Origin of the sequence: Pseudonocardia sp. N23 (genome assembly GCF_002583555.1) — a bacterium.
Classification (GTDB): Bacteria; Actinomycetota; Actinomycetes; order Mycobacteriales; family Pseudonocardiaceae; genus Pseudonocardia.
The window spans coordinates 85,418-103,890 of record NZ_BEGX01000155.1 but is presented as its reverse complement, the minus strand read 5'-3'; the positions used below and the strand labels follow the sequence as shown (position 1 = coordinate 103,890).

Genomic DNA, 18,473 nt, shown 5'->3' with positions numbered 1-18,473 from the left:
GCAAAGATCAGGGCGCGGCGGGCCAGCGCACCTCCAGCCGGGCGCCACCGTCGGGGGCCGCGCCCGCGGTGACGGTGCCGCCGCGGCCGCGGACGAGTCCGTCGACGAGTGCGAGCCCGAGCCCGGCGCCACCGCCGTCGGCGGAGTGTTCGGGGGCGAGCCGGGTGAAGCGGTCGAAGATGCGGGCGCGGTCGGCGGCGGGGATGCCGGGGCCGTCGTCGTCGACGAGGAGCCTCACCCATCGTCCGGCGGGCAGGACGGCGACGCGGACGACGCTGCGGGCGTGGCGGCCGGCGTTGCCGAGGAGGTTGTCGAGGACGAGCGCGATCTCCCCGGGGCTGGCGGCGACCAGCGCGGGGGCGGGGGCGACGAGCTCGGTGACGGGGCCGTCGCCGGGGAGCCGGTCGAGTGCGGTGCGGACGGCACCCACGAGGTCGACCGGTTCGGCGGCGGGTCGGCGGCCGGCGTCGGCGCGGGCCAGGGCGAGCAGGTCGGACAGCATGGTGGTGAGCCGTTCGGCCTCCCCGGCGATGGCGCGCAGGGTGTCGTCCGAGAGCGCGGGGTCGGGGTGGGCGACGGCGACCTCGGCCTGGGCGCGGATGGACGCGACGGGCGAGCGGAGCTCGTGGGCGGCGTCGCCGGTGAAGCGTTCGAGGCGGGTGACGGCCTCGTCGCGGCGGGCGAGCAGCGAGTTGATCTCCTCCGCGAGGGCGCGCAGCTCGTCGCGCGACTCCGGCAGCGGGAGGCGTTGCCCGGGCGGGAGCGCGGCGGCGGAGGCACGCATGCGGTCGACGGGGCGTAGCGCCGCGCGGGTCGCGGCCCACGCGGCCAGCGCGATCACCCCGGCGACGACGAGCGCGGCGAGCAGGAACCCGACGGCCGCGCGGGCCAGCAGGGTGGCGCCGCCGACGAGAGTGCCGCTCGCCACGACGAGCCGGGTCGACCCGTCGGGGACGACGGCGGGGACGGCGAGCCAGCGGCGGAACTCCCCGGCGGCGAACGTGGTGATCGCGGCGCCGCTCGCGAGCCGCCGGACGTCCCCGTCGCCCAGTGGGAGCGGGGGGCGGCCGTCGGCGGGTGCGCCCGCGGTGTCGACGACGCGGACGGCCGGTCCCCCGTCGGCGGCGCCGCCGGTGCGGATCGTCGCGGCGACCGAGTCCGCCTGGGCCCGCAGCTCGGCGTCGGCGGCGCCGGTGAGGGTGGAGGCGACGAGCCCGGCGCCGAGCCGGGACAGCAGGACCAGCGCGACGACGGCGACGACCCCGACGGCGAGGGTGATCCGGAACCGCAGCGACCGCCGCGTCCACCAGCGGCGCAGCCGGGTCACGTGCCCGAGCCCACCAGGTAGCCGAAGCCCCGGACGGTGCGCAGCACGTGCCCGGCGCCGACGGCCTCGAGCTTGCGTCGCAGGTATCCGACGTAGACCTCGACGACGTTGCGGCTCGCGGCCTGCGCGTCGCCCCACACGAGGCGCAGCAGCTCGTCCTTGGCGACGGCCGTGTCGGGCCGGCTGGCCAGCGCGTGCAGCAGTGCGAACTCCCGCGGCGACAGCTCCATGGCGTTGCCCTCGTAGGAGGCGCTGCGCGCGGCGGGGTCGACGACGAGCCCGCCGAGCCGGACCCGCTGCCCGGTGCGGCCGAGGGTGGCGTCGCGGCGGCGGAGCATGGCCTTGAGCTGGGCGACGAGCACGACGAACGAGAAGGGTTTGACCAGGTAGCCGTCGGCGCCGAGGTCGAGGCCGTCGGCCTGGTCGATCTCGCCGTCCTTGGCGGAGACGAGCAGCACCGGGGTGTCGACCCCGGCGGCCCGCATGTGTTCGAGGACCCGGTAGCCGGACAGACCGGGGAGGATGATGTCGAGGACGACGGCGTCGAAACTGCCGGTCAGCGCGGCGCGCAGGGCGGACTGCCCGTCGCCGACGGACACGACCTCCATGCCCTCGGCGGTGAGCCCGCGGTGCAGTGCGGTGCGCACCCCGGGCTCGTCGTCGACCACCAGCACTCGTGCCATCGGGTGGGGACGCTACTGGTCCGCACCGACAGCGGGCGTGGATGTCCACAGGTCGGGCTAAGCGGACTCTCAGCGGGCTCAGGGGCTTCTCAGGGCGGATGCGTCAGGCTGAGCGCATGGCATCACGACGTGGCTGGGCGCGGGTCGGCATGGGCATCGCCGTCGCAGGGGCGGTCGGGCTGGGTCTGCTGGCCGTTCCCGCCGGCGCCGGCGCGGCCCCCGAGCTGCCCCCGGTGAGCGCGGAGGACCTGGTCACCTCGGTGATCGAGGCGAAGGACCCGGGGCCGTTGCACGGCACCGTCACGCTCGACAACCAGCTGGGGCTGCCCGCGCTCGCGGGGGTGCCGCAGGCCGCGAACGGCTCGTCCACCGCGCGGGTGTGGTCCGACGGTGCGGGCAAGGGCCGGCTGTCGGTCCCGAGCGGCCAGGGCGAGAAGACGATCGTCGACGACGGCACCACCGTGTGGGCGTGGGACTCCGCGGACAAGACCGTCACCAGGAAGGCGGTCGGCGCGGGGCAGAAGCCGCCGGAGGCCGACGCGACCGACCCGGCCGCGGCCGCGCAGAAGGCGATCACGGACCTGCGGGCGACGAGCACCGTCGCGGTCGACGGCACCGCCGAGGTGGCGGGGCGCCCGGCGTACGAGCTGGTGCTGCGCCCGTTGCCGACCGAGCGGACCCTGCTGCGTGAGGTCCGCGTCGCGGTGGACTCGGAGAAGCGGGTGCCGCTGCGGCTGACGGTGCTGGCCAACGGCTCGTCGGACCCGGCGCTGCAGGTCGGTTTCACGCAACTGGAGTTCGGGGCCCAGGATGCGGGCATGTTCACCTTCACCCCGCCGCCCGGCGCGACGGTGACCGAGGCGCCCGACCGCCCCGGCGACGCACAGAAGGCCCAGCGGCCGGAGCCGAAGGTCGTGGGCGACGGCTGGGACACGGTCGTGATCGCGTCGATGCCCGCCCAGACGCCGGCCGACCAGCAGCGGGGCCCTCGTGGCGGCGGCGACGCCCCCGATCTCTCGTCCATCGGCAAGGAGGTCAGCGGCCCCTGGGGCACCGGCCGCGAGATCGACACCGCCGTGGCGACGGCGATCATCACCTCCGACGGCCGCGTCGCCGTCGGCGCCGTGCCCGCCCAGGTCCTCACCGAGGCCCTCGCGAAGTGACCCACACCCCTAGCGAAGTGACCCACACGACGACGACCCGCCCGACGACCGCAACAGTTCCGGGATCACGGTGACCGCACCCGCCGAGCAGGGCGCCACCGTTGCGGGGCAACGGGCTGGGGAGCACGGCGCCGGCGAACCGGGAGGGGCGACCGCGACCGCGGGCGCCCCTCCCGCAGCCGCCGTCCGGGGAGTCCGGAAGGTGTTCGGGAAGACCGTCGCCGTCGACGGGATCGACCTCGAGGTGCCCACCGGCGCGGTGCTGGGGATGCTGGGCCCCAACGGGTCCGGCAAGACGACCCTGATCCGGATGCTCCTCGGCCTGACCCGGCCCACCGCCGGCACCGCCGAGCTGCTGGGCCATGCCGTACCCGACGCCGCGGAGCACGCCTTGCCGCACGTCGGTGCCCTGGTCGAGGGGCCGGGGTTCCACCCGTTCCTGTCGGGCCGGGAGAACCTGCGCCGGGTCGCCGCCACCGAGCCCCTGTTGGCCACCAAGGCGATCCCCGACGCCGTCGGCACCGCGCTGGAGCGTGTCGGGCTCGCCGACGCCGCCGACCGCCGGTTCCGCGGCTACTCCCTCGGCATGAAGCAACGCCTGGGCCTCGCGTCGGCGCTCCTGGTGCCGCGCAGGCTCGTCGTCCTCGACGAACCGACCAACGGCCTCGACCCCGCCGGCACCCGCGACGTCCGGCGGATCATCGCCGAGCTGCACGCGGGCGGCGCGACCGTGCTGGTGTCGTCGCACCTGCTGGCCGAGGTGGAGGCTACCTGCACGCACGTCGCGGTCCTGCAGTCGGGGAGCCTCGTCGCGTCGGGAGAGCTGGGGAAGCTGCTCGAGGCCGGGACGGGTGGGCTGGTCGTCACCACCCCTGATGTCGACGTGGCGCTGGAGGCGTTGCGCGGCGTCGGTGCGACGGCGTTCCGCGAGGGCGACGGGATCGTCGTCTCCGACGGTGGGCCGCCCGCGCCGGAGATCGTCGCGCTGCTGGTCCGGGCCGGTGTGGCGGTGCACGAGGCACGCCGCCGTCGCGCCCGGCTCGAAGAGCTCTTCGCGCGCCTGACCGAGGAGTCGCCATGACGCTGGTCGAGAGCGCCACGACGCCGCACCGGGGGTCCGCACCGATGGGCCGCCTGCTCGGCGCCGAGCTGCGCTGGGTGCTCCGGCGGCCCCGCACGCTGGTGATGCTGGGCCTGTTCGCGCTGGTCCCGATCCTGGTCGCGATCGGTGTCGTCGTCGCCGACCGCAACGGCGGGGGTGGGCTGATCGGCGCGATCGCCGGCAACGGGCTCGTCCTGCCGGTCGCGGCGATGACCCTGATGCTGGCCCTGCTGCTCCCGCTGGCCGTCGCGATGGCCGCGGCCGACGCCATCGCCGGCGAGGCCGCCCACGGCACGTTGCGCAGCCTGCTGCTGGCGCCCGTGGGCCGTGGCCGGCTCGTCGTGATGAAGGCGTTCGGGGTGCTCGTCGTGGCGGTGGTGGCGACGGTGATCGTCGCCGTCGTCGGGGTGCTGGCCGGGCTCGTCGTGGTGGGCGGCGCCGACGGCACGCTCGTCACGCTGTCCGGCACGACGCTCGGGTTCGGCGAGGCCATGGGCCGCGTCGGGATCGCGGCACTGTGGACGGTCGGGCAGCTCGCCGCGGTGGGCGCGATCGCGCTGGCGATCTCGGCGTTCACCGAGCATCCGCTGGTCGTGCTGGCGTCGGTACTGGGCGGGCTCATCGTGTTCGGGGTGCTCGGCGCGATCCCCGCGCTCGACTGGCTCTCGCCCTACCTGTTGACGACGGGCTTCTCCGCCGGCGCCGACGTCCTGCGCGACCCCATGACGTGGGGCGATCTGGGCGGGAGCACGCTTCGGGCGTTGTGCTACATGGCGATCGGCGGCGGGATCACGACGAGCCGGATGCTCACGCGCGACGCCTGAGCGCGTTCTGCGCGAGGATGTCGCCCATGGCCGATCTCCTGGACGACGCCGCGATCACCTCAGCCCTCGCCGACCTGCCCGGGTGGGACCGGGACGGCGACTCGATCGTGCGGACCGCCGAGCTGCCCGACTTCCCGACGGCGATCCGCGTGGTCGGCGAGGTGGGTGACGACGCCGAGCGCGCCGACCACCACCCCGACATCGACATCCGTTGGCGGACACTGACGTTCCGCCTCTCGACGCACTCTGCGGGTGGGCTGACCGCCAAGGACACCGCACTGGCCGCGGAGATCTCCTCGCGGGTCTCCGCGGCCGGGGGCTGACCGAGGGGTCAGAAGGAGCCGCAGGTCGGGCCGTCGGAGACCGGGACGGGCGCGCCGTCGACGCCGGAGCCGGCGTAGATCTCCAGGCGGACGCCGTCGGGGTCGGCGAAGAAGATGCCGCCGGACGAGGCGCCCTCGGCGTGGGCGACGACGCCGTCGTGGAAGAAGTGGGCACCGGCGGCACGGACGCGCTCCTCGGCGGCATTCACCGCGTCGACGTCGTCGACCAGGAACGCCAGGTGGTGCAGGCCGGGGCGGTCGCCCGCGAACTCACCGGTGCTCTGCTGCCAGAGGGTGACGACGAGCTCGCCGTCGATACCGAGGAAGACGAACGGGCGGTCGCCGGTCAGCTTCCCGTCGAGTACCTCGAAGCCGAAGACCTGCTGGTAGAAGGCGACGGACCGGGTCAGGTCGGTGACGTTGACGCCGACGTGGCCGGTCTTCAGGGCTGCCATCGTGTGGCTCCGTTCTCATGCTCATATTGCAAGGTGACCATTAGAACGTAGCGACTCGCATCTAACGGGGTCAAGGAGAGTTAGCATTAGACATGACCGACGTCTCCGGTGGCGCCCCGATCCTGGGCGAGCCGCTCTCGATCGAGCTGGCCAACACCAGCTACGCGGTGCGCGGACACCCCCGCGAGGGCCTCGAGGTCCCGCAGCACCTGGGCAGCTGGCTCCGTGACGTCCGGCTCGCCACCGCCGACGTCGACGCCGCCGACCTGGCCGCGACCCTCGCCCTCCGCGATGCGATCCGCAGGCTCGCCGACGCGACCGTCGACGCCGAGCCCCTGCCCGCCGACGCCGTCGCCGTCGTCAACAGGCACGCCGCCACCCCGGCCCGCTGGCGCGAGCTGCGCGCCGACCCCGAGCCCGACACCGTGGCCCGCAGCGCCGGCGGGGACGTCGCGACCGCGCTGTCGGAGATCGCGGCCGACGCCGTCGACCTCTTCGGCGGGCCCCGCCGCCACGACCTGCGCGCCTGTCAGGGCCCCGGCTGCGTCCTGCACTTCATCCGCAGCGGCCGCCGCGAATGGTGCTCGCACGGGTGCGGCAACCGGGCCCGCGCCGCGCGGCACTACGCCCGCAACCGCACGACGTGACCATGGTCGCTGGCGGCGCGGCGGGACCGTCGGCTACTGTCGCCGCCGTGCAGCGTCAGTACTGGTTTACGCGACCGGCCCGGGACGGGTCGGCGGGCGATCTGCTGCGCTGACCATCGACCACCCCGAGCCGGACGGACCGGCTCGCGGTGACGACGGGCGGGTCCATCCCTGAGAGGACGACCCCCCGTCATGAACACCCTCACCACCTCGCACCTGGATGCCCGGCGCACCGCGGGGATCAGCCCGTTGATCTCACCGGCGCTGCTGCGTTCCGAGCTGCCCGTCGACGACTCCGTCGCCGCCACCGTCACCGCCGGCCGGGACGCCGCGGTCGACATCCTCGCCGGCCGCGACGACCGGCTCGTCGTGGTCGTCGGCCCCTGCTCCATCCACGACGCCGACGCCGCCCTCGACTACGCCCGGCTCCTCGCCGCCAAGGCCGAGACCCTGCGCGGGGACCTGGTCGTCGTCATGCGGGCGTACTTCGAGAAGCCGCGCACCACCGTCGGCTGGAAGGGGCTCATCAACGACCCCGACCTCGACGGAACCTTCCAGGTCAACAAGGGCCTGCGCATCGCCCGCTCGCTGCTGCGCGACATCTGCGCGCTCGGCCTGCCCGTCGGCTGCGAGTTCCTCGACCCGATCACCCCGCAGTACATCGCCGACCTCGTGTCCTGGGGCTCGATCGGCGCCAGGACCGCCGCCAGCCAGGTGCACCGCCAGCTGTGCAGCGCCCTGTCCATGCCCATCGGCATCAAGAACTCCACCGACGGCGACGTGCAGATCGCCGTCGACGGGACACGGGCGTCGGCCGAGAGCCACGTGTTCATGGGGATCAACCCCGACGGCCTCGCCTCACTGATCACGACGACCGGCAACCCCGACTGCCACGTCATCCTGCGCGGCGGCAGCAACGGCCCCAACTACTCCGCGGCGCACGTCGCCGACGCCCTCGGCACGCTGACCAGGGCCGGGCTGCCCGAACGCCTGATCGTCGACACGAGCCACGGCAACTCCGGCAAGGACCACCGTCGCCAACCGATCGTCGCCGCCGACCTCGCGGAACGCATCGCCGCCGGGGAGAAGGGCGTCGTCGGGGTGATGCTGGAGAGCTTCCTCGTCGCCGGGCGCCAGGAGATTGGCCCGGACATGGTGCGCGGCTGCAGCGTCACCGACTCCTGCATGGACTGGGACACCACCGCCACGGTCCTCGACGAGCTCGCCGCGGCGGTGCGGACCCGCCGCTGACGCCACCGATGACTTCCGGCGACGGTGCCACGGTTCGAACGGCCTGCAGGGCGGGCCGCACACCGAGGAGACCGACATGGCACGAGTGATCGCGGACATGACGATGTCACTGGACGGGTTCATCCCCGACCCTGCCGACGGCATCGGGGAGCTGTTCGGCTGGTTCGGCAACGGCGACGTCGAGACGACGACGCACAACGAGGCGATCACCTTCCGCACCACCGGGGCGAGCGCCGCGGTCCTGCGTGACGCACTGGAGAACGTGGGCGCGCTGGTGTGCGGGCGGCGGCTCTACGACCTGACACACGGCTGGGGCGGCAGCCACCCGACCGGGGCGCCGATCTTCGTCGTGACGCACGAGGCCCCCGCGGAGCCGTTCGCCCCCGGGGCCACGTTCGTGACCGACGGGGTGGCGTCGGCGGTCGCACCGGCCGAGGAGGCCGCCGGCGACGGGGTCGTCAGCGTCGCGAGCGCCGCCATCACACAGCAGTGCCTCGTCGCCGGGCTGCTCGACGAGGTGAGCGTCCCTTCCGTTGTTGCCGTCGGAGGCGTGACTGTCGGGCCGGCCTTGCGCCATGCACGAGACGGAGTCCCGGCAGCGTCGTGACCACCGGGCGGGCCAGGGACCCGCCACCCACCGCGGATCGACGGATTCCGTGGTGGAAGGAGGTGAATCACGTGAGCGAATCCCATGACGCCACGCCCGAGCCGGCGTGGCTGCAGTTCCTCACCGACCAGTGCGCACGCACGCCGATCCATGGCGTCGCGGTGTCGGTGTTGCCGTTCGGGACGTTCCTGCGCCTGGCCGACGGTATCGACGGTGTACTGCACATCTCGGAGTGGGCCGCGAACCGGCGGTCGGCGAGACCGTGCCGGTGCGCGTGCTCGCGCTCGACCTGGCCCGGCGCCGGGTCAGCCTGACCGCGGCCTGATCGCGGTGCCCGCCGCGCCGTGGCCCGGGGGACCGGCCCCGGGCCATGCCCGGGGCACGTCGGGAGCCCACCGACCACCCGGGCCGACCGCCACGAGGACGATCTCCGGGGGTCGTGCTCGCCTTCGGCGGCGCCACCCCGGGACCGGAGCACCCTCGAACGGCCTAGTGGACAGCGCCGACGAGGTCAACAACCCGGCTGGTGATCGATCACTGTTCGTCACGACCCGCGGTGACGGAGAGTTCACTCGATCAAGACCGTGTCGTCCCGCCGAGCGTCGGTTGCTCACTCGTTCCGGTGCAAGATCGCGTCGCCGACTGCGCAGCGCGCGTTGAACACCAGGACGCTCGCGAATCCTCGTCACCGAGTCGGGGACGCAGCGCCTCACAGGAGGAGTTCCCCATGCGCAAGATCGCGCGTTACGCCCTGGTCGGCACCGCCCTGCCCCTCGCCGTCCTCACCCCCGGCCTCGCGTTCGCCGACGAGGCCCCCGCGGCGGGCCCGCTCGACGTCGCCACCGGCGCCCTCCCGGCCGACCCGGGCGCCGTCGTCGGCCTCGTGACGAGCAACCTGCCCGCGCTGCCGGCACTGCCCGTGCCGCTGCCCGTCGACCCCAACGCCGTTGTCGGCACCGTCCTCGGCGCCCTGCCGGGTGCGCCCGCCGCGGAGTAGGTCTCCACGCCGCGGACCGCCGGCTGCCCGACCGACGAAGCTCGGGCGCCCGGCGGCGGAGCTACGCGATTCCTTGTGCGAGCTGACCCTCGGCCATCCACAGGAACTCCCCGACCGCGACGAACCACTCCCCCGCTGCCCGAGGATCGGTCGCGGCGCGGACGTGCAGATCGGCGAGATCCCGGACGTCGACGACGTCGAGGCAGATCCGCTGCACCCCCGGCATCCGGCCGAGCTCCTCGTCGACGAGGTCGTCCGCGCACACCGCACCATCGCCCCCGTCGACTTCGCCGACCCGGGCCCGCGCGGCGGCCCCACGTCGCCGAGAGCCTCGACGCGCTCTCCGCCCGTTTCCTGCACGCTCTCTTCGGCGACGAGCCGACCGTCGACGAGCAGGCAGGGTTCTGGATGGTCAACGACCTCAAGCCCCTGACCCGCCGCCTCACCCATCTACCCGACGACGAGCTGCGCGGCGTCCTGCGCCGCCTCTGGCTGCGGCTGTTCCCCGACTGACGCCAAGATCACCCGATCCGCGGCGGTCTCCGCGCGCGCGATCGCGGCGCGTCCGCGACCTCCACCCCGAGCCGGTCCGAACGGGTGGCCGCGCCCCCATCGTCCGTGCCCTTCGTCGCAGAGCGTCCTGTTCGGACGCGACGTTTGCATTCGCACACGAAAGGTCGTGATTGCTGCCGGTCGACCTTCCTCGCGAAGATGATCACTCAGGTGCCAGGACGAGGCTCCCGGCGATGTGTCGTGACGTCGAGATGGCGAGGTGGGGACCGTGAATCGGCCGCAGTGCGCGTTGCCCGGGTGCACGACGATCGTTCCGTGCGTGCCCGAAGGCCGCCCGCCGCGCCGGTACTGCGGCCCCGAGCACCACGCGGCGCACCGGGCCCGACGGCACGTCGCCCCGGCCCCCGTCGAGCCGACCCCGGCCGAGCCGATCCTCGCCGAGCCGATCCTCGCCGAGCCGATCCTCGCCGAGCCGATCCTGGCCGAGCCGGTCGTCGTCGAGCCGATCGCTGCGCACGTGGTCGTGTCCGCCCCGGTCGTCGGCGCGCGGCCTTCCCGAGACGCGGAGCGGGCCGAGCCGGCGGCTGTCGGCGCGGTCACGTCCGGTGCGGAGTCCGAACGGTCCGCACCGGACACGGGTCCGGCCGCCTCCGTCACCGCCGCCGCGTTGCTCACCGACGCCGCTGCGCTGCAGCCGAGGCCGGGTTCCGGCCCGCTCAGCTCATCCGGCTCGCACGCGGAGGCGGCCCAGCGCGCCGCGGCCGACGATGCGCCGGTCCACATCGGAACCGCGTTGGTCGTCGACGCGCTCACCGGGCTCCCCTCGACCCGCGAGCCGCGGCGCCGGCGCCACATCGACGTGTCCCCCGAGGACCACGACGCCTTCCAGCGTTGGAAGGCGTCCCGCGCTGCGCGGACCCGTCGGACCCGGCGCCTGGCCGGCATCGTCGGCGCGGCGGGCATCCTCGCAGCGGGTGGGACGTTCGTCGTGAAGGACCTGCCCGACTGGTTCGACCCCGACCACGTGCCGCGGATCGTCGCCCGGGCCGACTGGCAGTCCCAGGCGCGCATCGCGCTGACCTCCATCGACACCCAGCTCGGGTCGATCGCGGCGACAAAGGCGTTGTGGGACAGCGAGATCGCTCCGCACTACGACGGCCGGGTCCCCACCGAGGTCGCGGCGTTGCTGGCGCGGAAGACCCTGCTCGAGCAGCAGCGCGCGGCGCTGCAGGGGCAGCTTGCGACCGCGGAGCAGCTCGCCCACGCACGAGCCGTGCTGGAGGGGGTCGACCGGCAGCTGTCGGAGATCGACGCGACCCTGGGGAGTCTGCCCCGCGGAGCCCTCAACCCCGACCAGCAGTTCGTCCGCGACTCCCTCACGTCCCGCCGCGGGCTGCTGGTCGAGGAGCGCGCGGCCCGGCACAGCGACGTGACCCGTCTGCAGGACGGTGTCGCGGTCGCCGAGAGCAGCCCGGTGCCCGACCCGACCGACCAGACCGAGCCGCTGACCCGCCGCGTCCTCGACCTGCGCGACCGCCCGGCCGTGCCGCCCCTGCAGCCACAGGCCCCGCCACCCGTCGCGACCGCACCCGATCGGCGGGACACGACCGTGCTGGCCGACGGCGGCGACGCCGTGCGTGAGCCCACCCGCGGCGTGCGCGCCGCGGCCGCTGTCCGGCCGCCTGCCGAGGTCACCGAGACCGACGCAGGCTCAGCGCGACGCGCCTCCGACGACAGCGCCGGGGGCGGATCGACACCGGACCCGACAGACTCGTCGTCGAGCGGCGGTTCCCGCGATGACTCGGCCGACACGGACAGCTCCGGCAGCTCCGGCAGCGGCGGTTCCGGGCCCAGCGGCTCGGGTGGTGGCAGCACGGGTGGTGGCAGCTCCGACGACGGCGGATCAGGTGGTTCGGGTGGATCCGGGGACGGGTCGGGCGGCTCGGGCATGACGCCGCAGCAGGCCTACGACGCCGCGATGAACACCCCGGGCGGACGGATGCACCAGTTCATCCGGGGCGCGTCGGGCGGCTGAGCCGAGAGTCCCGGCGCCGACCGACGCCGGGCGACAATTGCTGTTCCGGGGCCCGCGACCTGCCCGGAGCGCGACGTCACCGTCGACGGGCGTCTCCGATCCCGTGCGGCCGACCGCGCCGTGTCGCCGTACCGGTTCGGTCGAGTCCACGCTCCCGGTCCGGTCGACCGTGTCCCCGAGCCACACCCTGCCCAGGCCACCGACCTCCTCGACAGCATCTCGACGCGCACGTTCGCGGGTCCGAGGCACCAGTCCGAGCTCGCCGGTCCCAGGTCGCCGGCCCGAGCTCGCCGGCCCGAGTTCACCAGTCCAAGCTCACCGGCCCGAAGTCACCGGCCGAAGTCACCGGCCGAAGTCACCGGCCGAAGTCACCGGCCCGACAGTCGGACCGACAGTCGGACCGACATGGGCGCGGACTCCCGAGACTCCGGCGTGCAGACGTCCGGCCGCTTCGACGCGGCGGCGCTGCCCGGCTCAGCCCCGCCGGCTGGAGCGCGTCCGCGGGGGCACCCCGAGGATGTGCTGGGCGAGCATTCGGCCGGTCAGCTCCGCCTCACGTTCACGGCGCCACTCCGGCGAGCCCGGGGCGCAGGACTCGCCGCATCGTCCGACGATTGCCGCGACCTGGGCCGGGTCGAGCTCGAGGTCCGCGGCGAGGGCGGCGACGGGCCGTGGCGGCGGCCCGGGCACCGGGTCGGGCTCGTGCCCGCAGATCATGTGCCCGAACTCGTGGCAGGCGACGACGGTCCTCGCGAACGGGCTGGTCCGCCGGTCCACCCAGACCAGGTCGTGGACGCCGGCCGCCGACCGGACCTGCCCCCACAGCCCCGACGGCAGCCGCAGCCGGCCCGGATCGGTCATGGTCAGCTCGATACGGCGCCCGCGGACCGTCTCCATCAGGCGGCGGAGGTCGTCGAGACTCGACGGGAGGTCGGGCAGCACGGCCCGCAGCCGGCGTCTGCACGACGCGAGCAGGTCGGCGTCGGACTCCGCGCCGAGGCGCAGCACGTCGGGGCCGGTCATCGTCACCTCCGCAGGTCACCGACCGGACCATGATCACACGCGCGGGCTCCGCGCGGAACCGAACGTCGAGTCCCCTGTGGACAACTCGGTGAGGAGGTCGCGCGCCGCGGCCGCCGTGCCGTGTTCGACACGTGCGCGCTGGACCTGGGCGAGCCACGCAGCCTCCTCCGCCTCGGAGGCGGCCCCACCCAGGGCGCTGAGGTCGGCGACGTCGAGTTCCTCCTCGTCGGCCGCCGCGACTCCCGCGACCCCGATCTCCAGGCACACCGCGAGGGCGAACGCCCGAGCCGCCGCCGAGCCGAGTCCGAGCTCCCGGCCGAGCCGGACGGCGGCGTCGGCCTCCTCGGGCCGGACCCACCGCTGGAGCGTCCAGATCCGGTCCCGGATCTCGACGACGGCGACGAACAGGTCGTCGACGACCCCGTCGGACACCGGGGCCCTGGTCCGGTCGAGCAGCCAGCGGTGCAGGGCGAGCACGTCGTCGCGGAGCCGCTCGGGCCGTTCGGTGTCGCGGCGTACGACGCCCGTGACCACCGCGGCGAGTCCGGCAGCGACCAGGAGTGCGAGCACGGCGTCGCCCACGGTCGCCGCGGGTGGCCAGGGCTCACCGATCAACGCGACGACGGCCGATCCGGCCACGACGGCCGCCCATCCCGCGACGCCACCGGCGAGCAGCAGCGTCGCCACGAGATCGCGGCGGCGTCGGCCCGGTGCGAGCTCACCGACCTCGGTCCGGACGTCCGCGACGAACACCGCCGACGTGCCGACGACCGCGGCGGCGAACACCAGCACCGCCACCGCGGTGCCCGGCCGGGACAGCAGAGCCGCGGACAGACCGTCGAGCGCGACCGTCGCCGGCCCGGGTGCCGCACCGACGGCCCAGGCCACGCACATCGCCGCCGCTGCCACGGATGCCGCGACCGAGGTCGCCCACGCCCGGCGTGGGAGCCGGCGCCGCCGGAGACGGTCGTCGACCACCGAGGCGAGGGCCGCGAGCAGCGCCAGGTCGGACAGCAGCGTGGCCACGGCGACGCGGCCGGTGACGAGATCGACGGCATCGCCGATCACACCCGTCCGCACCGTGAGCGCGACGGCGAGCGCGCCCGTCGTCACCAGGGTGCGGGCGGACGTGCGTCCCCGGAACGCAGCGACGACGAGCACGCCCCACAGCGCGACCGCGACGACGCGGACCGCGATGTCGACCGCTCCGGTCACCGGCGCCGCCGCAGCACACCGCGGCGGGCCTTCTCCTTCTGCCCCAACTGGTCGACGAGCTGCGCGACCGCGTCGAGCGACTCCGCGTCCTGCAGATCACCGAGGCGCGCCATGATCCCGACGACCTGCGGCCTGCTGTCACGCGCGGCGACGGCCGCCTCGAGCTGGGCGTGGACCGCCTGGACCGCGGCGAGGTCGTCCTCGTCGCCCTCCGCGTCGAGGATCAGGTAGGCGACCAGCGCCGACGCCTTGCCGGGCTCGGACTCCGCCCGCGAGAGATACTCGAACGTCCGGGCGAGGCCGCTCGCGATCTCGGCCGACGGTTTGCTGCGGTTGCCGTTGCGCAGTGACCGCAGATGCCCCGGGGTGCAGACGGGCCTGCCGTGGAGCTTCTCCATCGCGCGGACGACCTGTGTGTTCGTCCACTCCTCCCGCTCCCCGACCTCGTTGGGGGGCTGCAGGAACGCGGTGAACAGCATGTTCAACCGGTCCGCGAAGGTCAGCGACACCACCGGCTCCTCTCCTCGAACGCCGGAGCGGACGCCCGACACGACAGACGTCGCGGACGCTACCGCGCGTCACCTCGACCTCGTCCATCGACACGCATGTGGCGACCACCGACCTCGAACTGCCGTCACGGTACGCCTGTGAACGATCTGCTGCCACTTTCACTGTTTCACTGGAACTCCTATAGCGATTCTGTAGAGTCGCCACCGCGATCGGGAGACTCCCGGCGTGCGACGAAGGGACGGACGACATGATGGGTCGGGGCCGATCATCGAACGGCACCTCGCGCACGGCCGTCACCCCGGCGTGGCACGTGGCGCCAGGAGTCAGCGCGCCCCCCGCACTCCCCCCGGCCGCCGCGCCGCCGCCCGGCCACGGCCCGCTCGCTCAGGCCCCGCCCGCCTTCATCCGTGACGTGCCTGCTCCGCCGCCGTTGCCACCCGTGCCGGCGCCGACCCCGCGCCCGGCACCTCCCGTTCCCTCACTGCCGGCTCCCGCGCGCGCAGCCGCGCCGCCGGTCACCACGGTCGTCCCGGAGGCACGGGATGCCGGGGCCGGCGGCGGGATCGTCCCGCTGCACGGCGGTTCGCGGTTCGCGGTGCCCGGCGGCTCCGATCTCTGGGTGCCCGGCGCTGCACCCGTCGCACCCCCGCCTGCACCCTCGACGATGCGCATCGAGGCCACCCGGCGGGCGGCGCGGTCGGCGCAGCGCCTGGCGCAGCTGTGCCCGGCCGGTGGGGGGCAGAGCGGCCGGCCCGACCGCGCCGGGTCCGATCGGCCACGTCCCGTCCTCTCGGCGGTCCGTCCGGGCACCGACGTCCACGGCGCCGTCGCCGAGCTCGAGGCGGCGGCCTTCGCCGGCCGGTTCGTCGCCGAGTTCCTGTCCTGGGACGAGGACGACCCGGCGCGCCGTGCCGAGGTGCTGCGCCGGTTCCTGCGCGATCCGTCCGGCGCGACGCTCGGCTGGTCCGGCTGCGGCAGGCAGCGCGTCGAGACGGTGTTGCCCGGCCGCACGCTGCGCACGCCGTGCGGCGGCCTGATCGTCGAGGTCACGGCGCGGGTCCGGGCGTTCGAGCGGATCGGACCGCGCTCCGAGGTGCCGCCCGCGCTCACCGACGCCCACGCGACCGACGCCTCGTGCTGCCCACCGGCCTGCTCCACCGACTGGGCCCCGGCGGAGGCCACGTGGACACGCGTTGCGCCGCCCGTCGTCCGGCTCCCCACCGGTGAGCTCCGGATCGACCTGGGGCTGCGGCGATGAGCGAGCGCACGGATTCCTGGGCCGACGATCCCGGCCTCGCCCCCTGGCACGACGTCCCCGACCAGGGTGTCCCGGCCACCCGGCCCGTACTGGTCCCGCTGCCCGGCCGCCCCGGCCCACCGAACGCCGAGGCCGACGTCGTGCCGCTCAGACAACCGACCCCCGCTTGCCCACCGTCCGCCCCCTCCGACCCCGCCTGGCAACCGCGGCCCGCCCGCTCCGGCCGCACAGCCCGCGGTCTGCTCATCGCCCCGGGTCGCCGACCTGCCGCGCCCACGCCGGTCGCCGACCGGCCGCCGGTCGCCCCGTCGACACCACCTGCCCCCGCTGACAGCTATCTGCGTGGTGCCGCGGCGGTTCGCCCGATTCCCCGGCGCGGACCGCGTGGCTGGTTGTTCAGCCTCACCGGCGGACGCGTCAACCCCGGGACCTCGCCGCGGGAGCTGGCCGAACAGGAGCTGGTCGACCGCATCCGCACCCCGCTCGCGGGATGGCACACGGTCACGGTCGCGAGCACGAAGGGCGGCGTCGGCAAGACGACGACGTCCGCGCTGCTCGGCCTCACCCTCGCCGAGCACCGTGCCGACCGGGTGGTGGCGCTCGACGCCAACCCTGATGCCGGCAACCTCGCCGACCGCCTCCTCGGCCGTCCCGCCACCGCCACCCTGCGCCAGTTGCTCGACCACGACGATCTCGACCTGCCGACGTCGTTCACCGAGGTGTCCCGGTTCGTCCACGAAGCCGGACGACTGCAGGTGCTGGCATCGGACCAGGACGCCGCGATGTCCGAGGCGTTCGACCGCGACGAGTACCGGCGGGTCCTGGCGTTGCTGGTGCGGTTCTTCACCGTCGTCGTCACCGATTCGGGGACCGGCCTGGTCCACTCCGCGATGGCAGGGGCCCTTGAGGCGACGCGGACCCTCGTCGTCACCGGGGCGCCCACGATCGACGCCGCGGGGCACATCGACCGGACGCTGGACTCCCTCGCCGCCCACGGGTTCGACGAGCTGGTCCGCGACGCGATCGTGGTGCTCAGCTGCGACCGGCAGGCGCGTGGCGTCGACCCGGTCGCGTTGCGGGCCCACTTCGAACGACGCTGCCGTGCGGTCGTCGCGATCCCGCGCGACCCGCACCTCGCCGAGGGCGGCCGTATCCGGCTCGACGCGCTGCGACCGGCCACCCGCGCCGCGGCCCGCGAGCTCGCCGCGCTCGTCGGCGACGCGTTCGCATGGGACTTCCCGGCCGCAGCCGGTCTCGACGCGGGCGGTCGGTGACCGTGGGGGCGTCTGCCGTCGCGGCCGTGCTCGCGGTCGTCGCCGTCGCGGCCGGCCCTGCGGTCGTGGACCCCGCCGCCGGCACGGGCGTCAGCGCATCCGTCGGGGTGGCCGCGGGCTGCGGATGGCGACAGGCCGCGTCCGAGCTGCACGACTCGTTGGTGCGCACCACCGACGTCGCCGGCGCACGGCTCCGGGAGAGCCTCGCGGCGGCGGGTGCAGGGACACCGGGATTCCTCGACAGCTGCACGACCGGGAACGACGCCCGCGGCCGGCAGCGCGCCGACGGGTGCGAGCGGCCGTACTTCCCGCGGGCCGACTGGCTGTGGGACCCGATCCCCGCCGGCGCGGCGCTCGACCCGGAGTCCTCGGCGATGGCGGCCGAGCTGGCCTCGGGCGACCACATCCTCAACACCGGGGAGTTCGGCGTCACGCTCATCGACGCGGACGAGGTCACCACGTCGACCCCGCGATCGGCGGTCTCCCTCTCCGCCGACTGGGGGCCCGACCCGCTCGCCGGGCTGAGGGTGCCCGTCCCCTCGACGCTGCGGATCCCACCCGGTTCCGACGGGCACGTGGCGATCGCCGACGGGGCGACCGACACCGTCGTCAACCTGTGGGTGGCCCGGAGGTCGGGCGCCGGGCTGGCCGCGAACTGGGGTGCCGCAACCGCGTTGGGAGGCGACGGCCGCGAGCACAACGGCTCCTCGACCGGCGCGGGCATCGCGCGCTACGCCTCCGTCGTGCGGGCCGAGGAGATCGCCGACGGGCACATCCCGCACGCATTGTTCTTCTCCACCAACGTGGTGAAGCCGAAAGAGGTCCGCTACCCGGCGACCAAGACCGACGGCTCCAACATGGACGGTGCCGGCTCCCCGATCCCCGAGGGCGCCCGCGTCCAGCTCGACCCCTCCATCGACGTCGAGGCCATCCCCGGCATCAGCAAGGGCGAGGCCACGATCGCGAAGGCGCTGCAGGAGTACGGCGCCTACGTCGGCGACAACGGCGGCGCCCGGATGGCCTTCATCGCCGAGTACGCCCCCGACTCCGACGCCTACCAGAAGGCCGGGCTCTCCGGCGACTTCGTCGCGCTCGGCGCGATCCCCTGGGACCGGCTGCGCGTCCTCTCCGACTGGAGCGGCGGCACCACCCCCACCCCTGGCGACGACGCGGTCCCGCCACGTCGCGGCGCCACGACGAGTGGCGCCGGGTGCGCGCGATGACCCCGTTCTCCCCCACATCCCGATCCGGTGCGGCACGGTCCGC

Annotated in this window: 20 protein-coding genes; 13 read left to right on the top strand and 7 right to left on the bottom strand. The window is 74.6% G+C overall.

Going from position 1 to position 18,473, the window contains the following annotated elements; all coding sequences use genetic code 11:
- Positions 1 to 7: 7 nt before the first annotated feature.
- Both TOK_RS30975 and TOK_RS30970 read right to left on the bottom strand, forming a co-directional pair.
- The gene (locus tag TOK_RS30975) at positions 8 to 1,327 is read right to left on the bottom strand and encodes a HAMP domain-containing sensor histidine kinase (protein ID WP_098961521.1); all 1,320 of its coding nucleotides are present in this window, start codon (positions 1,325 to 1,327) and stop codon (positions 8 to 10) included.
- The gene (locus TOK_RS30970; RefSeq protein WP_098961520.1) at positions 1,324 to 2,010 is read right to left on the bottom strand and encodes a response regulator transcription factor; all 687 of its coding nucleotides are present in this window, start codon (positions 2,008 to 2,010) and stop codon (positions 1,324 to 1,326) included. The genes TOK_RS30975 and TOK_RS30970 overlap by 4 nt, the downstream gene beginning before the upstream one ends.
- 116 nt (positions 2,011 to 2,126) lie before the next feature.
- On the opposite strand from TOK_RS30970, the gene TOK_RS30965 reads away from it, so the two are divergent.
- From TOK_RS30965 to TOK_RS30950, 4 genes are all read left to right on the top strand, one after another.
- Positions 2,127 to 3,173, top strand: coding sequence for a hypothetical protein (locus TOK_RS30965; protein WP_098961519.1), 1,047 nt, complete (start codon positions 2,127 to 2,129; stop codon positions 3,171 to 3,173).
- A 70-nt stretch (positions 3,174 to 3,243) separates the two neighbouring features.
- Positions 3,244 to 4,254, top strand: a complete 1,011-nt coding sequence (locus tag TOK_RS30960) for an ABC transporter ATP-binding protein (protein WP_374754953.1) — start codon at positions 3,244 to 3,246, stop codon at positions 4,252 to 4,254.
- Positions 4,251 to 5,099 carry an ABC transporter permease subunit gene (locus TOK_RS30955; protein WP_098961518.1) on the top strand — a complete coding sequence of 283 codons (849 nt, stop codon included), beginning with the start codon at positions 4,251 to 4,253 and terminating at the stop codon, positions 5,097 to 5,099. Before TOK_RS30960 ends, TOK_RS30955 begins: the two co-directional genes overlap by 4 nt.
- 26 nt (positions 5,100 to 5,125) lie before the next feature.
- On the top strand, positions 5,126 to 5,422 hold the full coding sequence (locus TOK_RS30950; RefSeq protein WP_098961517.1) for a 4a-hydroxytetrahydrobiopterin dehydratase: 297 nt from the start codon (positions 5,126 to 5,128) through the stop codon (positions 5,420 to 5,422).
- 8 nt (positions 5,423 to 5,430) lie between these two features.
- Here TOK_RS30950 and TOK_RS30945 read toward each other — a convergent pair whose 3' ends face one another.
- On the bottom strand, positions 5,431 to 5,877 hold the full coding sequence (locus TOK_RS30945; RefSeq protein WP_098961516.1) for a VOC family protein: 447 nt from the start codon (positions 5,875 to 5,877) through the stop codon (positions 5,431 to 5,433).
- Between the two features lie 92 nt (positions 5,878 to 5,969).
- Between TOK_RS30945 and TOK_RS30940 the strand changes: the two genes are divergently transcribed.
- The 5 genes from TOK_RS30940 to TOK_RS30925 all read left to right on the top strand — a co-directional run bounded on the left by TOK_RS30940 (position 5,970) and on the right by TOK_RS30925 (position 9,379).
- Complete coding sequence (locus TOK_RS30940; RefSeq protein ID WP_098961515.1) at positions 5,970 to 6,524, top strand: ABATE domain-containing protein; 555 nt, start codon at positions 5,970 to 5,972, stop codon at positions 6,522 to 6,524.
- Between the two features lie 192 nt (positions 6,525 to 6,716).
- Complete coding sequence (locus tag TOK_RS30935) at positions 6,717 to 7,775, top strand: 3-deoxy-7-phosphoheptulonate synthase (protein ID WP_098961514.1); 1,059 nt, start codon at positions 6,717 to 6,719, stop codon at positions 7,773 to 7,775.
- Positions 7,776 to 7,851: 76 nt separating this feature from the next.
- Positions 7,852 to 8,382 carry a dihydrofolate reductase family protein gene (locus TOK_RS30930; protein ID WP_216362166.1) on the top strand — a complete coding sequence of 177 codons (531 nt, stop codon included), beginning with the start codon at positions 7,852 to 7,854 and terminating at the stop codon, positions 8,380 to 8,382.
- 71 nt (positions 8,383 to 8,453) lie between these two features.
- Positions 8,454 to 8,696: a hypothetical protein gene (locus TOK_RS32235; protein ID WP_141566639.1), complete on the top strand. Its 243-nt coding sequence runs from the start codon at positions 8,454 to 8,456 to the stop codon at positions 8,694 to 8,696.
- 413 nt (positions 8,697 to 9,109) lie between these two features.
- The gene (locus TOK_RS30925; RefSeq protein ID WP_098961513.1) at positions 9,110 to 9,379 is read left to right on the top strand and encodes a hypothetical protein; all 270 of its coding nucleotides are present in this window, start codon (positions 9,110 to 9,112) and stop codon (positions 9,377 to 9,379) included.
- 61 nt (positions 9,380 to 9,440) lie between these two features.
- On the opposite strand, the gene TOK_RS30920 is transcribed toward TOK_RS30925, so the two are convergent.
- The gene (locus TOK_RS30920; protein WP_098961512.1) at positions 9,441 to 9,644 is read right to left on the bottom strand and encodes a hypothetical protein; all 204 of its coding nucleotides are present in this window, start codon (positions 9,642 to 9,644) and stop codon (positions 9,441 to 9,443) included.
- Between the two features lie 567 nt (positions 9,645 to 10,211).
- On the opposite strand from TOK_RS30920, the gene TOK_RS30915 reads away from it, so the two are divergent.
- Positions 10,212 to 11,927 carry a hypothetical protein gene (locus tag TOK_RS30915; RefSeq protein WP_098961511.1) on the top strand — a complete coding sequence of 572 codons (1,716 nt, stop codon included), beginning with the start codon at positions 10,212 to 10,214 and terminating at the stop codon, positions 11,925 to 11,927.
- Positions 11,928 to 12,401: 474 nt separating this feature from the next.
- On the opposite strand, the gene TOK_RS30910 is transcribed toward TOK_RS30915, so the two are convergent.
- The 3 genes from TOK_RS30910 to TOK_RS30900 are packed head-to-tail and all read right to left on the bottom strand — an operon-like array spanning position 12,402 to position 14,674.
- Positions 12,402 to 12,950: a hypothetical protein gene (locus tag TOK_RS30910; protein WP_141566638.1), complete on the bottom strand. Its 549-nt coding sequence runs from the start codon at positions 12,948 to 12,950 to the stop codon at positions 12,402 to 12,404.
- Between the two features lie 33 nt (positions 12,951 to 12,983).
- A complete protein-coding gene (locus tag TOK_RS30905) occupies positions 12,984 to 14,165 on the bottom strand; it encodes a DUF6545 domain-containing protein (protein WP_098961509.1) in 1,182 nt (393 codons plus the stop codon).
- Complete coding sequence (locus TOK_RS30900; protein WP_253258772.1) at positions 14,162 to 14,674, bottom strand: hypothetical protein; 513 nt, start codon at positions 14,672 to 14,674, stop codon at positions 14,162 to 14,164. The genes TOK_RS30905 and TOK_RS30900 overlap by 4 nt, the downstream gene beginning before the upstream one ends.
- Before the next feature lie 440 nt (positions 14,675 to 15,114).
- Between TOK_RS30900 and TOK_RS30895 the strand changes: the two genes are divergently transcribed.
- From TOK_RS30895 to TOK_RS30885, 3 genes are all read left to right on the top strand, one after another.
- On the top strand, positions 15,115 to 15,933 hold the full coding sequence (locus TOK_RS30895; RefSeq protein WP_253258771.1) for a hypothetical protein: 819 nt from the start codon (positions 15,115 to 15,117) through the stop codon (positions 15,931 to 15,933).
- A 392-nt stretch (positions 15,934 to 16,325) separates the two neighbouring features.
- On the top strand, positions 16,326 to 17,207 hold the full coding sequence (locus TOK_RS30890; RefSeq protein ID WP_253258770.1) for a MinD/ParA family protein: 882 nt from the start codon (positions 16,326 to 16,328) through the stop codon (positions 17,205 to 17,207).
- A 2-nt stretch (positions 17,208 to 17,209) separates the two neighbouring features.
- Positions 17,210 to 18,430, top strand: coding sequence for a hypothetical protein (locus tag TOK_RS30885; RefSeq protein WP_253258769.1), 1,221 nt, complete (start codon positions 17,210 to 17,212; stop codon positions 18,428 to 18,430).
- Positions 18,431 to 18,473: the final 43 nt, after the last annotated feature.

What these genes read in the sequence shown, in the direction of transcription:
- TOK_RS30940 (WP_098961515.1), top strand. Translation starts at nt 5,970, where the DNA reads ATGACCGACGTCTCCGGTGGCGCCCCGATCCTGGGCGAGCCGCTCTCG.
- TOK_RS30970 (WP_098961520.1), bottom strand. Translation starts at nt 2,010, where the DNA reads ATGGCACGAGTGCTGGTGGTCGACGACGAGCCCGGGGTGCGCACCGCA.
- TOK_RS30930 (WP_216362166.1), top strand. Translation starts at nt 7,852, where the DNA reads ATGGCACGAGTGATCGCGGACATGACGATGTCACTGGACGGGTTCATC.
- TOK_RS30910 (WP_141566638.1), bottom strand. Translation starts at nt 12,950, where the DNA reads ATGACCGGCCCCGACGTGCTGCGCCTCGGCGCGGAGTCCGACGCCGAC.
- TOK_RS30935 (WP_098961514.1), top strand. Translation starts at nt 6,717, where the DNA reads ATGAACACCCTCACCACCTCGCACCTGGATGCCCGGCGCACCGCGGGG.
- TOK_RS30965 (WP_098961519.1), top strand. Translation starts at nt 2,127, where the DNA reads ATGGCATCACGACGTGGCTGGGCGCGGGTCGGCATGGGCATCGCCGTC.
- TOK_RS30945 (WP_098961516.1), bottom strand. Translation starts at nt 5,877, where the DNA reads ATGGCAGCCCTGAAGACCGGCCACGTCGGCGTCAACGTCACCGACCTG.
- TOK_RS30955 (WP_098961518.1), top strand. Translation starts at nt 4,251, where the DNA reads ATGACGCTGGTCGAGAGCGCCACGACGCCGCACCGGGGGTCCGCACCG.
- TOK_RS30925 (WP_098961513.1), top strand. Translation starts at nt 9,110, where the DNA reads ATGCGCAAGATCGCGCGTTACGCCCTGGTCGGCACCGCCCTGCCCCTC.
- TOK_RS30950 (WP_098961517.1), top strand. Translation starts at nt 5,126, where the DNA reads ATGGCCGATCTCCTGGACGACGCCGCGATCACCTCAGCCCTCGCCGAC.